Genomic DNA, 13,749 nt, shown 5'->3' with positions numbered 1-13,749 from the left:
GTTTAGAGCGGCCTACCACAACAAACAGGTTCGCCCGATTCCTCATTCGCCGCGCTACAAGCGTGGTCTCGATGCTCCAGCAACGAATCACCATTTTTTCAACACACACGTAATTATCATGAGCAAAGACAACCAAATTTTGCAGCAACGTCGCGAAAAAGCTGAAGCTCTCGAAGAGCTTGGCGTAAAGCTTTACACCAACAGCTTCAAACCTGCCAACATCGTATCCGACCTGCTCCCAAAAGGAGAAAACCTCGAAGCTCAGCAGCATGACGAAAGCGGTGAAACTTTTTCCCTCGCCGGTCGTATCATGTCCATGCGCAAGTTTGGTAAAGCGGCTTTTATCCACCTCGCCGATCGCAGTGGCCAGTTACAAATCTACTTGAAAAAGGACATTCTCGGAGAAGATGAGTTTGCCAGATTCAAAAAGTGGGATATCGGTGATATCGTAGGAGTTACGGGTACCCTGTTCAAGACCAAAGTCGGCGAACTCTCCCTGCAGGCCGGCTGTGTCAACATGGTTTCCAAATCCATGCGCCCTCTGCCCGAAAAATGGCATGGTCTGACCGACGTGGAAACCCGGTATCGCCAGCGCTATGTTGACCTTATCGTTACCCCTGAATCCCGAGATACATTCAGGAAACGTGTAGAAATCATCAGGCTGGTACGTGAATTCCTGAACGCCAAACAGTTCATGGAAGTGGAAACTCCGATGATGCAGGCAGTTCCCGGTGGTGCTACCGCAAAACCTTTCCAGACACATCATAACGCTCTGGGAATGGATCTTTTTCTGCGCGTCGCCCCTGAACTCTACCTGAAACGACTGCTGGTGGGTGGTTTCGAGCGCGTCTTTGAGATCAACAGAAATTTTCGTAACGAGGGTCTTTCCACCAGGCATAACCCTGAGTTCACTATGCTTGAATTCTACCAGGCATACGCCACCTATGACGAACTGATGGATCTCACCGAAGAGATGATCTCTTCTATCTGCGAAAAAGTTAACGGCTCCATGCAGATCGAATACCAGGGAGTACCGGTGAACCTCGCTCCGCCCTGGAAACGTATGACCATGGACGAAGCTCTGATCGAAGTTGCCGGCATTGACGCAGAACTCCTCAAAGACGAGGAAGCGGTACTCGCCCTGGCTAAGGAGAAAGGTATCAAGCTCGAAAAACAGGCAGGAGCCGGCAAAGCTAAAACCGAGCTGTTTGAAGAGCTGGTTGAAGAAAAATTGATTGACCCTACCTTCATCACCTCATATCCCACCGAGGTATCACCTCTGGCCCGGAGGAATGAAGATGACGCTACTGTTACCGACCGCTTTGAGCTGTTCGTTACCGGTCGTGAAATAGCCAACGCCTTCAGTGAGCTGAACGACCCGGTCGACCAGCGTGAACGCTTCCAGAAGCAGATCGACGAGCGTGGTGATGACGACGAGATCCACCCGGAAATGGACAACGATTATATCCGCGCCCTGGAATATGGCATGCCATCCGCAGCTGGCGAGGGCATCGGCATTGATCGTCTGGTAATGCTGCTTACCGATTCTCCTTCTATCCGCGACGTTATCCTCTTCCCACACCTCAAGCCCGAGGTGAAACTTGAAGAGGGAGCCGAAACTGAAGCCTCTTCAGACGACAACGCGGAAAACTAATATGTACGAATGGTTTATCAGCCAGAGATATCTACGCGCTAAACACAAACACGGGTTTATCTCCCTTATATCTCTTATCTCTGTAATCGGTATCACGGTTGGTGTCATTGCACTCATCGTGGTACTGGCTGTATATGCAGGTTTTACCAATGGATTAAGAGATCAGATCCTCGGCGTTAACTCCCATATCATTGTCCAGCAGTATGGTGGTGCCATCAGGGACTACCAGAACACCCGTGAACAGGTGCTGACGGTAAAAGACGTGACCGGGGCAACACCATACCTCTACGCCCAGACGCTTGTCAGCAGTTCCTACGGCGGTAGCGGTGTCGTCTTGCGTGGTATTGATCCTGTCACCGCCGAAAATGTGGTTGGCCTCTCGGGACAGATGATTGCTGGTTCTATCCACGACCTTGACGAAGTTGTAGAAGACAGGGTACCGACAATAATTCTCGGTAAAGCCCTTGCTGCCGATCTGCGCGTGGGATTGGGTGACAAAGTACGCTTGATTTCCCCTTCCGGTCCGCTGACTCCCATGGGGGTCATTCCCAAGGTGAAAACCACCCGGGTGAGCGGGATTTTTGAGACCGGCATGTTTGAGTATGACTCATCTCTCGCCTATATGTCCCTTGCCAATGTCCAGAATTTTCTGGGCGAGGGAGACATTGCCCACGGCATCGAGGTTACCGTTCGTCACAAAATGTTGAATAAGGCGGACCAGGTAGGGCGGGATATTGTCAGCAAGCTCGGCACAGGTTTCATCGCCAAGGATTGGATGAGCATGAACAGAAATCTTTTTGCAGCTTTTAAACTGGAAAAGATAGGTATGTTCATCTGCCTCACCCTGATCATACTGGTGGCTGCACTCAATATCATCAGCGCCCTGATAATGGTGGTCATGGAAAAAAGCCAGGATATCGCTATCCTGAAATCCATGGGAGCCACATCAGGTTCCATCATGAAGATCTTCTTCCTGCAGGGTGCAGTTATCGCTCTCACAGGCACAACTCTTGGAGTGCTCGGCGGGCTCGGTCTCTGCGAGTTGCTTTCGCGCTACCAGTTCATTGAACTGCCTTCAAATGTCTACCCAATGACAACTTTACCGATCAAAGTCTTGCCGCTTGATATCACCATAGTAGCTGTCAGCTCCATAGTGATCACCCTGCTGGCAACGCTTTACCCTTCGTGGAAGGCTTCTAAAGTGCAACCGGCGGAGGTGCTGTCATGAGCGCGCTTTTTGAAGCCAGAAACCTCTCCAAAACATATCACTCCGGCAGTGAGGAGATTCATGTTCTCGACCAGGTGAACATCTCTATCTCCGCCGGTGAAATGGCCGCGATAGTCGGTGCTTCAGGGTCCGGCAAGACAACTCTTTTGCAGATACTCGGTACTCTTGCCAGCCCCAGCTCAGGTGAGCTCTATTTCAAGAACGACAAGCTCAACGGCAAAAATGACACCAAGATGGCCGCATTTCGTAATAACTCACTTGGTTTCATCTTTCAGTTTCATCATCTTTTGCCCGAGTTCAGTGCTCTTGAGAATGTGATGATGCCTGGCCTGATCAATGGCCAGAAACGTAAAGATCTGATTGGGCCCGCGACCAGCCTGTTGAAACGGGTAGAACTGGACCACAGACTCGATCACCGGGTTGCCGAACTTTCCGGCGGTGAACAGCAGCGTACCGCTCTTGCCAGGGCGCTGATTATGAATCCGGCCATATTGCTTGCCGATGAACCAACAGGTAATCTCGACAGCCGTGCCGGCGATATAGTCTTCCGCCTGCTTGAAGAGCTTTGTCGGGAGCGCTCTCTGGCGGTAATTATGGTCACTCACAACATGGATCTTGCGGCCCGGATGGACATAACCTACACCTTGAAAGACGGAAAGATCGAAGAGTAATACCGAAACACCAAAGCCCTGACTCAATATTGATCCCCTGTAAATGTGCTGAGCACCTGTCTACAGGGGATTTTTTTATGTTCCCAGCTCATCCGATAATACGGCCACTATCCGGACACCAGCCCGAACAATACCCGTTGCCAGCTCCACCATTTTCTTTTACAATCCGATTCAATTGTACGATATTATTACTTTACGACAATTGTACTCAACCACTAAAGGCTCCACTAAATAACACGCTAATGGAGCACTAACCCAAGGGTAATGCACCTTGTTCATGCTATTCAACTTCACACACTCTCCATGACTGCCAGCAGGTACAAACTGGTCATCCTGCTTTTATTAATCCTTTTCCTCTATGGTTGCGCCTCATTACCACCGCGCCCAAATCTCGAATATGAAAGTGCACTTCCTGCTGCAAACACTGGCATCCTCCCCGATTTAGCTCAGGGTTTCAGGGCAAGTCATGGCAATGAAGCCTCCGGTTTTCACCTGCTGATTGATGCAGAAGAATCCCTGACTGCCCGTCTGGCCCTCATCGACTCGGCAAAAAACTCATTAGATTTACAGTATTTCATCTGGAAAGATGATGCTGTGGGCATCCTCCTTCTCGACCGGATTATGAAAGCCGCAGACAGGGGTGTCAAAGTCAGGGTCATTGTCGATGATGTCTGGCTGGCTTCCAGCACCAGAACTCTCACCAGATTGAATTCCCACCCCAATCTCAAGATACGGATATTTAATCCGAACCCTGCCCGTGATACGTTCATCAGCAGAGAACTCCATTTTATCGCCAGTTATCATTCGCTTAACCGGAGAATGCATAATAAACTGATGATCGTTGACAACCAGGCGATAATTGCGGGCGGACGTAACATAGGCAATGAGTATTTCGGCCTTTCCAACAAGTTCAATTTCCTGGATATAGATGTCATGGCCATTGGCGATGTCGTTAAAGAGGCATCATTCGCTTTTGACGACTACTGGAACACCGACACCGTTTTTCCTGTCAGCGGCTGGCATCAGAAGATGGGGAAGGTCGACTTTGCCAACATGAAAGAAGATGTGGAAAAATCGCTATGGAAACACAAGAAGTTGTTACAGTCATATCCACTTCAGCCGCAGAACTGGGATAACTGGTTCTCAGATATCGGAGAACGTCTCCATGTGGGTGAGGCATATTTCTTACAAGACGACCCTGTGAAAATAGATGGTCGGGACTACCGCCTTATCGATATGATAAGCTATTTTTCCGACCCGACTGAAAAAGAACTTATTATATCCTCTCCGTATTTCATACCGGTGGGTGACTCCCTGGCAGTTATGGAAAGGCTGGAAAGCGATGGCATACAAATTAAAGTTTTTACCAACTCACTCGCGTCAACAAACCATACGCTGGTAAATAGCCATTACAAAAAATACAGGCGAAACATCCTCCTGACGGGTGCGGAACTTTTTGAGTTCAACCATCAGCCATCTAATGAAGTCATCGAGCTGGCCAGTGCGCAGTCGGTTACTCCACGCTTTATTTCGCTTCATGCCAAGGTTATGATTTCTGACCGGCGTAAATGCTTTATCGGCTCCCTCAACTTCGACCCCAGGGCTTTGGTCATCAATTCGGAAAATGGCCTGTTGATAGATTCTCCATCACTCACCGGAGAACTGACCGACTTCCTAAACGAAATAATGGAAGAAAAAAATAGCTGGTACGTAGTTGTCAACGACAACAACTCCATTGAATGGCGATCTGAACAAAGCACACGTACCACTCAACCATCCCGAAGCTTCTTCCAGACACTAAGTGATTTCTTTGGTCGCTTTCTGCCGGTGGAAGGCCAGCTATAAAGATGAAACCACAATCCCCGTCGTCCAAGCATATACCAGACGAACCCCAAACCATCCGCCGGTCCGAATTTATCAATCGGCGGAGTTTCACTTTGCTCGCTTAGTTGATCAACCCGTTGTTTTCAGGAATAAACAATGCCTGTCGATTGATGAAAAACCAGCGTTCCCCTGGCAGAATTCGAATCAGGGTGCTCATGCAACGCACCCTGATTCGTCACTATTCTGGCATCTTAGAATTTGAACTGGGGAATCAGGTTCTTGATCCCCTGCTCTATTGCGTCTGTCTCTTCACCCGAATTTTCTTTTTTGGGTTTCAGTTCCTGCTGCAGTGCTTCCTGCAATGCGTTGACATCAGGCAGGCCACCTTGCAACAATCCAGCGAGATCCGGGGCGAAAGTGGGTTGATTAAATGTTCCGCCAATTAAAATCGGCACCATAACACCGCTCCGCTCTGAAGTGTCTCCCTGACCTTTGAGGCTGGCAACGAATTTCGGATGCACTTTCATGTTGAGCTTTTCACTCACCAGGTGAGCAGACCCTGCCGCGGCAACCCTGATAAGTGGGGAGGTGAGAGTAGTGCCGGGAGTATCGACCAGACCATCTGTAATGGTGAAGGGAGCCTGCAATTCAGCAAAATCGGTCTTCGGCTTTTCTGTAGGTTTCTCAGCAAGGCCAAAACTCGCCTGAACGTTTCGTACCATTCCGGCAAGATCTACACCGACGATGGCACCATCGGTGAAAGTCAGGAGACCTTTGCCATCCAGACTCTTCTTGATTGCCTCCGGTGTGTCTCCCCTGAAGGAAAGAGTAAGCTGCGATGCAAGCGCCCCCTCCAGTACATCTTTACCTGCGAAATCATGTAAGAGAGGCCCGACCTGCACACCAGTGGTATTGACAGCTACCTTCGTTAGCGGTGCATCCTTTCTTACATCAACCTCGGTTGAACCCGACAACGCACCGTTATACAGGTCTACGCTCATAGGTTCAACGGTGAATACCCCCCTCTTCCCTTTCAACTGGACAACAACATTCTCAACTGTACCACCTTTGATCTTCACTGTTCCTGCAGAGAATTTGGTGTCCAGCGTAATAGCGCGAAGACCAGAATAATCAGTTTTCTTTTGGGCAGTGGCTGGCGCTGCAGAACCTCCACCATTTGCGGAAGCGGTCTCCGTTTCGGCAGGTGGCGGTAAATACCTGTCCAGATCTATCGTATCAAGAGCCGCAGAAGCTGAAAGGTTCAGTGGGGAGAACGAGGCAACATTCGCCTCAAAAGTGAGTTTCGAGTCATCAAGAGTGAAACTCCCGCCCTGGATAGCTGCACTGCTTGCTGTACCAGTTGCCTTTAAAGCAAGCTCCAGCGTATTGAGCACCTTGGGATCTGTGGTCTGCACCGGAAAATTTTCAACCCCGAGCGCCTTGGCCAGATCCCGCAATGAAAAAGATTCGGTGTTCAGACCGAAGCTATATCGCATATCGCCAACGACATCCTCAAGTTGGCCAATAAGGGTAGCCTGCAATTGATCAGCGATGTTTACAGAAAGATCCACCGGGATGATCCCTTTACCAACTGCACCGCCGGCTGAAGCAAGCGGCCCGATCTGACCCTGCAACCCTATTGGCTTGCCTTCAAAAGTTGCACTGAAATCGACTCCAAGCGGTCTGGTCAGACTCACATCTTTTAACAACAGGGAAATATCAGAAACAGTAGTGCTGGTTCCCTGCTGCGCATCCGCATAAACGATTTTACCGTCCTTGAGGGCAAACTCACCAACTTCTATAGACTTTACTGCAAAACCGGAAGACTCTTCCGCAGGACTCTCCTTTGGGTCTTTTACAGCTGCAGAAGGTTTTGAAGCTGCAGTCTCAGGTGAACCGAATCCTTGCCAGTTTACTTTGCCATCTTTACGTTTTTCAAGATAGACCTGCGGTCCATCAAGCACAATTTTATCTACGTAGATTTCCCTGGAAAGAAGTGGCATCACCTTTACGTGGGCTTGAAAGGCATTTACCTGCAAAAAAGTAGCTTCAGCAAAACCTTCAGGGTTCGCTATCTGAAAATCCGCCAGCGAAACGCCTACCCATGGAAAAAGTGAGAGCTTGATATCACCGCCAAGGCTCACCTTTCTGCCAGTTGCATCAGCTAATTTTTCTTCGATGACCGGTTTGTATTTCTGCACATCAACCAGGCTTGGTACGATTAATATCGCCGCCACCAGCACCAGGGCCAAGCCACCCGATATAAATGCAAAGTACTTGACTATTTTTCCCATATCTTGCTCCACTCCACTCCGTTATTGACAGATTATCAGGGATAGCAGCAACCATCCATGAAGGTTGTTTTGTATTCGAAAGCTATCGCATACGAGTTTTTATTGTAACGACAACATTGAATATAAGTATATTTATCCAATATTCAAAAACATTTACAACTTTCTTTTTCTGAAATAGACCCGCTTTTTTTGACACCAAACAGGTTGGGAACTATCCTGTTTGACTAGATGGCAGCATTAATATTTATTGTAGAAAATTATACCCTTGCGGAGATCATAAATGAAAACGAATAGTAAGGCCATGGTTCTCGCTTCCTTTGCCGCCGATTCACTCGCTCTCGGCGCTCACTGGATTTATGACACCAGCAAAATAGAGACCGAGCTCGGTATAGTCGATCAACTCCGACCACCAGTCCCGAATTCGTTCCATTCCTCCAAAGAAAAAGGTGACTTCACTCACTATGGTGACCAAGCCCTGCTACTTCTTCGTCATCTCGCCGAAAACGGTGGCTTTGACCTCCATACTTTTGCCAATGCGTGGCAGCAATTCAGCAACAGCTATTCAGGTTATCGGGACAGTGCAACCAGGAAAACGCTTGAAGCGTTGGAGTGTGGTGCTTCAGCCGAAGATTGCGGCTCAAACTCAAGCGATCTCGGCGGACCGGCACGCATAGCTCCCCTGATTCATTGGTACAAACATGATCCGGAACTGCTTATGAAATTCGCCCGACAACAGACCCGTCTCACCCACAAGGGAGCCGGAATTGCGGCAACGACTGATTTTATAGTCCACGCTTCACTGAAAGTGCTCGGTGGAATTGCTCCGCAACAGGCAATTGAGACCCTGGTTGATGATGGTCTTGCAGATATCGATCTCGATATGCGGGTACGGAGCAGTCTGGAAACCGTAGCCGATGACAGTCGCGAAGTTATTACCCGTTTCGGCCAGATGTGCAGTACCAGCGCAGCCCTGCCCGGAGCTGTTCACCTCATCTGCGCCTACCAGGACAACTTGCAGGAAGCTCTGGTACAAAACGTCATGGCGGGGGGAGACTCAGCAGCCCGGGGCATGATAGTCGGTATGATTCTTGGAGCATACCAGGGACTTGACGGGCTTGAACAAAACTGGCTCAAAGAAATGCGGGCCACCGAGGCAATCAACAATTATCTGGATAAAGCCTGATCCATTATCAGATCATCACCACAAACAAAACGGCCAGAGTAATCAGGAAGCTAAAGGGAATCGCCAGAACAGCTGAATCCACAATTACATCGTTCACTCCTCTGGCGATTATACGGTAAGTGGCATACATCGATGCCAGCAATCCGCCAACCACAGTAAATATCTGCAATACAAAGGTACTGTCAGGGCTGAGCAGTCTGGAGTGGTCAAATACCGCCTCCTGACCAAATGCATGCTTTATCGCCGGTAATATACTTCCTGCCTCACTGACAAAAACCTCGAAATGCACCGCCATATATCCACCCAGAATGAGCGGAATAAAGCCATAACCAAGCATTGGCAGGAGAAACTCCCTATCCATTCCGCCCTTCCATGACTGGACCTGTACCATCAGGTAATAGCCAATCTGAAATATCAGAATTCCCAGGAAGAATATAACGGAACCGGTTAGTGCATTGGGCAGCCAGATGTTATAGTTTGCCAGCATTCCGTTCAACCACAGGACCAGCGTTGAGAACTCGCTATGCAGAGCGAAAGGGAAAAAAATTGCCCCGAGCGCAACGATCAGAAACGAATCAGCCCTTCTCGGAGTCTGCAGTGACCAAAGCTCCTGCGGTGCCAGTCGGAGATTCAGATGAATGGAACTGTTACGGCAGTTTTTCACACAGTCGCCACAGAATATACAGTCCCTGTTATTATCAACAAGGTATGGATGCCTGAACATAGGGCAACCACCTTGAACCTCCCCGCCACCAAAGCAATTGTGCTCTGTACAGCGGTTAAGGCAGACATGCCTGTTGGAGCGAAGCTCCAGAATAGACGGCATGGCAAAGATGGCGTTAATCGCTCCCAGCGGGCAGAGATAACGACACCAGGTTCTGCGTGAAAAGAGCACACTGCAGACGCAGGAACCAATGGTTACAGCCAGAATAATCCAACCGGTCAGGACAGGGTTGCGATACGCGTTCCAGACAATCTCAACCCAAAGCACCAGAATGCAGAGCACCGCCATGATCCAGCCCGAATAATTTTTGATGAAATAGGGCGTATTCTTTTTGGGTTTTATCAGGCTTTGCAGTTGCTTACCCGGCATAGCAAGAGTACAGACACTGCACCATGTTCTGGCCAGGAAAAAGAAAGAGAAGAAAAGCAGAGGCCAGCCGATCGCCCAACTCATGATGAGGCCGACATTCTTTTCAGGTTCAGTGGAACCGAGAAAAAGCGCCAGCACGGTGGCAGCAATTACCACACCAACCACTCCCTGCGGCAAGGTAGGGAATTTTTTGGAGGTCAGAAACGCCCTGAAAAACGGAATCCGCAGCAGGTTGAATTCCCACTTCCCCTCAGTCTTGGGTAATCCCAGGAGGATATTATCCGAGAGCAGTTCCTCTTCCTTGGCCAACATCACAGCCCTTCTTATCACACTGGAAAGTTCGGTGAGATTGCCAGGCCAGTCATAGTTCATCAGATTACCCAGAGTTTCCGGGGACACCTTCAGGATACTTTTCCCATACTCTTTGCTGTACCGACCGAGATAATGCTCAATCAGTCGCGGCAGATCACGTTTATGCTCCCGTAATGCAGGCACACTGAAGTGCTGACGCTGGAATATCTGCAGCAACTCCGGGATGATCTTGCCGGTATTTTCAAGATGATCAAGATCCTGGGTCGAAGTGAACACAACTCTCGACTGCATGGCGATAGGCTCGTCGGAATCAACATGGGAGAAGGTGTTTCTCTCCATGGCCTCCACCACCTTCTCCTGGATATCCTGCGGCATCAGGCGAATTTCGTGAAAGGCGATGGTGCCACCATAACCACGTTCAAATATTCCAGACTGCTGAGCCATGCCAAACGGCGAGTTTACCTGCTTCGTACCGAACAGCTTCTTCTCCAGCAAAACCGGGTCATGCTCCCGCAGGTCTATCTCTACATATGGGCCTTCAAAACGACTGCTCTCGGCATGAATCTGGCGGGCAATGATTTTCTTTCCGGTACCGGACTCTCCAGTAAGGATGTACGGCTCGTTATTGGCCGCAAAAGCACTGATAACAGTCTGAGCCTGACGGGCGCTCTTCGAGTGGTAGATAATCGACTGTTTTTTCTTTTCAAGTCTGCGCAACTTGATCTGCGAAAGATTTCTTTCCCTGAACAGGATTACATCATCGGCGCTGGATTTTGCATGGGGATCATTGTGGCTGGCTGTATCGGCCTGATCCAGATAGGCCACACGCAGTCTCTCGGCAAGGGCTTCATCAAATTTCTTGTGCACCAGCGGGTTCACCAGCAGCACGGAACGAAAAATCCTCCGCTCAAAACAGATCAATACCAGATCAAAAAGCGCTTTGACGCTCAGGGATCGGGGCTTTCCGGTAATCATACTGGTCTCACCGAAATGGCCGCCCTGTGCAACACGGCCTACAACCCGACTGTCTCCGTCCTCACGTTCTAATACCAGCTCAACTTCGCCCTGGGCAACCACGTAAAACAACTCACTGCTATCCCCCTGGCGATAGACATACTCGCCCTCCTGCACGATCTGAACCCTGCAGCAATCCGCATAAGCTTCGAGATCGGAGCGACCTACCTCTGAAAAGATAAGAGAATGATGGAGATGTTCTGCTATAAGTTGCTTCTTCATTTTCGTCAGACCCGCCTACTGCTTTACCTTCCACTTCGTTGTAATCACCATTTCTTTAAAAAAGCAGGCGGTCACAAACGCACTGTGCTGCGCGAACACTGGTATGGCTACTTCAAATCGTTATCTAAATGCAAATATTTTCGCATAACATCTGCAAGCAAAGGGGCAACTGAATACACATCCAGCAAGGTGTTGCTGGTACGGCCGGGGTAACTGTCCGAACCGATAATTCGCTGGATGGGGCTCGCTGCAAGTTTCTCTTCTGCCTGGCCAGCAAGCACCAGGTGAGTTGCCATGACAACAACGTCTCGCGCCCCGGCGTCAAGACACCTTAAGGCTGTCTGTACAATCGATCCACCGGTGCGAATCATATCATCGCAGACGATGGCTGTCCTGTTTTTTACAACACTCGATACCTGGCTGACTATGGTTTTGTCGGTATCGTAGCGATCTTTGTCTGCGGCTGTATGTGGGCAATCGAGCAGGCTTGCCAATCTGGCGACCCGCTTTGAAAAACCGTAATCAGGTGAGACAAGTACATAATCTGTAAGATCGGATTGCCTGATCTTTTCAACAACCAGGCTGTCGGTCCAGATATGATGGGTGCGAATCGCCCCTGCATGTGCATGGAGAACCGCCTCAGAGTGGAGGTCGACAAAAGCGACAAAGTCAGGTCTTGCCTGAAAGATCTGGCGGGCACGGGTAATGCCTTTGGGGATTTCAAAGGAAAATGGTCTGGCCCGCTCCATGGTGGAATAGCCCAGATAGGGAATGACCACATTAATGGAAGCCGCATTCCAGTATCTGCCCCCCTGGATGAGGTCAAGCAGTTCCTGATACGCGGCTTCACTGTGGGTCGCACCCACTATAATGAGGTTCTTGCCCGCAATTGAACTGGGGAAGGCGTGATAGCACTCTCCATCGGCGAAGGTCTTCCGAACCATCTCAGAAAACTCCACCCCGAGAATATCGGCGACTTTTCGGCCCAGGACTGTTGACGCCTCGTTGGCGACAACTACCAGACTTGATTTCAGAGCCATATGTTCACACCTCCCTCCAAAGCTTACAGTGCGGCGACGATAGCGTCTCCCATTGCTGCGGTTCCAACCGCTTTGCTCTTATCAACCGCGATATCACCGGTGTAAATACCCTTTTCCAGGGTCGCCTCTACAGCGGCATCTATAGCGTCTGCGGCCTCATCAAGACCAAAGCTGTAACGCAACATCATACCCGCTGAGAGGATCTCGGCAATAGGATTGGCAATTCCCTGGCCAGCGATATCCGGGGCAGAACCACCGGCCGGCTCGTAAAGTCCGAATTTATCAGCGTTAAGGGAAGCAGAAGCTAAAAGACCCATAGAGCCAGTCAACATTGCTGCTTCATCGGAGATAATATCACCGAACATATTACCACAGAGCAGCACGTCAAACTGATGCGGATCCCTCACCAACTGCATGGTGGCATTGTCCACGTAAATATGATTCAGCTCCACATCCTGATATTCCTTGTGTACTTCCATTACCACTTCGCGCCAGAGCACCATGGTAGTCAGTACGTTGGCTTTGTCAACGGAGGTTACTTTATTGCTGCGCACCCTTGCGGCCTCAAAAGCCATACGGGCAATACGCTCGATCTCTGCACGGGTGTAGAGCATGGTGTCATACGCCTTCTCATCGGCTCCTTCACCTTCACGGCCCTTGGGCTGACCGAAATAGATATCGGATGTCAGCTCGCGCATACAGAGGATATCAAAACCATCCTGTACGATATCAGGCCGGAGGGGGCAGGCTGCAGTAAGAGACTTAAAGACGCGTGCCGGACGCAGATTACAGAAAAGATCGAAGTGTTTTCTCAGCGGCAGCAGTGCGGCACGTTCCGGCTGCTCCTGCGGTGGAAGGCTTTCCCACTTGGGGCCACCGACAGAACCAAAAAGGATTGCGTCACTGTTTTCACAAAGCTCCAGGGTGGATGGAGGCAGCGCCTGCCCGTGATTATCAATGGCTATACCGCCAACATCAGCAAACTCGTAGGACAGCTCAAAAGAAAACTTTTTCTGGGCAGCATCAAGAACCTTGATCGCCTCAGCCATCACCTCAGGGCCAATACCGTCACCCGGCAGAACCGCTATCTTTTTCATCTCTTCTCCTTACTTGTTCAACCTGCACAACTTGAATGTATTGCACAATCTCCGAAAGCCCAGTTATTCAAGCAGTTGCCAAGGTCGTTTATTACCAAATTTGAATTTAACTTGCCA

At 49.7% G+C, this 13,749-nt stretch carries 9 protein-coding genes; 5 read left to right on the top strand and 4 right to left on the bottom strand.

Annotated elements, in window-relative coordinates:
* Window positions 1-118: 118 nt before the first annotated feature.
* The 4 genes from lysS (at window position 119) to FCL45_RS12445 (ending at window position 5,398) form a co-directional block, all read left to right on the top strand.
* Window positions 119-1,654 carry a lysine--tRNA ligase gene (lysS, locus tag FCL45_RS12460; protein ID WP_136796545.1) on the top strand — a complete coding sequence of 512 codons (1,536 nt, stop codon included), beginning with the start codon at window positions 119-121 and terminating at the stop codon, window positions 1,652-1,654.
* Between the two features lies 1 nt (window position 1,655).
* Window positions 1,656-2,882: a lipoprotein-releasing ABC transporter permease subunit gene (locus FCL45_RS12455; RefSeq protein WP_136796544.1), complete on the top strand. Its 1,227-nt coding sequence runs from the start codon at window positions 1,656-1,658 to the stop codon at window positions 2,880-2,882.
* Window positions 2,879-3,553, top strand: a complete 675-nt coding sequence (locus tag FCL45_RS12450) for an ABC transporter ATP-binding protein (protein ID WP_136796543.1) — start codon at window positions 2,879-2,881, stop codon at window positions 3,551-3,553. The genes FCL45_RS12455 and FCL45_RS12450 overlap by 4 nt, the downstream gene beginning before the upstream one ends.
* 264 nt (window positions 3,554-3,817) lie before the next feature.
* Window positions 3,818-5,398: a phospholipase D family protein gene (locus FCL45_RS12445; protein ID WP_136796542.1), complete on the top strand. Its 1,581-nt coding sequence runs from the start codon at window positions 3,818-3,820 to the stop codon at window positions 5,396-5,398.
* Between the two features lie 230 nt (window positions 5,399-5,628).
* Here the strand turns inward: FCL45_RS12445 and FCL45_RS12440 are convergent, their stop codons facing one another.
* Window positions 5,629-7,671, bottom strand: coding sequence for an AsmA family protein (locus FCL45_RS12440; protein WP_136796541.1), 2,043 nt, complete (start codon window positions 7,669-7,671; stop codon window positions 5,629-5,631).
* A gap of 280 nt (window positions 7,672-7,951) precedes the next feature.
* Here FCL45_RS12440 and FCL45_RS12435 point away from each other — a divergent pair, with 280 nt between their 5' ends.
* On the top strand, window positions 7,952-8,854 hold the full coding sequence (locus tag FCL45_RS12435) for an ADP-ribosylglycohydrolase family protein (protein ID WP_136796540.1): 903 nt from the start codon (window positions 7,952-7,954) through the stop codon (window positions 8,852-8,854).
* Between the two features lie 7 nt (window positions 8,855-8,861).
* Here the strand turns inward: FCL45_RS12435 and FCL45_RS12430 are convergent, their stop codons facing one another.
* The 3 genes from FCL45_RS12430 to leuB form a co-directional block, all read right to left on the bottom strand.
* On the bottom strand, window positions 8,862-11,495 hold the full coding sequence (locus FCL45_RS12430) for a sigma 54-interacting transcriptional regulator (RefSeq protein ID WP_136796539.1): 2,634 nt from the start codon (window positions 11,493-11,495) through the stop codon (window positions 8,862-8,864).
* A gap of 107 nt (window positions 11,496-11,602) precedes the next feature.
* Window positions 11,603-12,535 carry a ribose-phosphate diphosphokinase gene (locus FCL45_RS12425; RefSeq protein ID WP_136796538.1) on the bottom strand — a complete coding sequence of 311 codons (933 nt, stop codon included), beginning with the start codon at window positions 12,533-12,535 and terminating at the stop codon, window positions 11,603-11,605.
* 23 nt (window positions 12,536-12,558) lie between these two features.
* A complete protein-coding gene (gene leuB / locus FCL45_RS12420; RefSeq protein WP_136796537.1) occupies window positions 12,559-13,632 on the bottom strand; it encodes a 3-isopropylmalate dehydrogenase in 1,074 nt (357 codons plus the stop codon).
* Window positions 13,633-13,749: the final 117 nt, after the last annotated feature.

The sequence above is a fragment of the Desulfosediminicola ganghwensis genome (assembly GCF_005116675.2).
Lineage (GTDB): Bacteria > Desulfobacterota > Desulfobulbia > Desulfobulbales > Desulfocapsaceae > Desulfopila > Desulfopila ganghwensis.
Note: the sequence above shows the minus strand (reverse complement) of the source record. Positions and strands in the feature narration are given on the sequence as shown.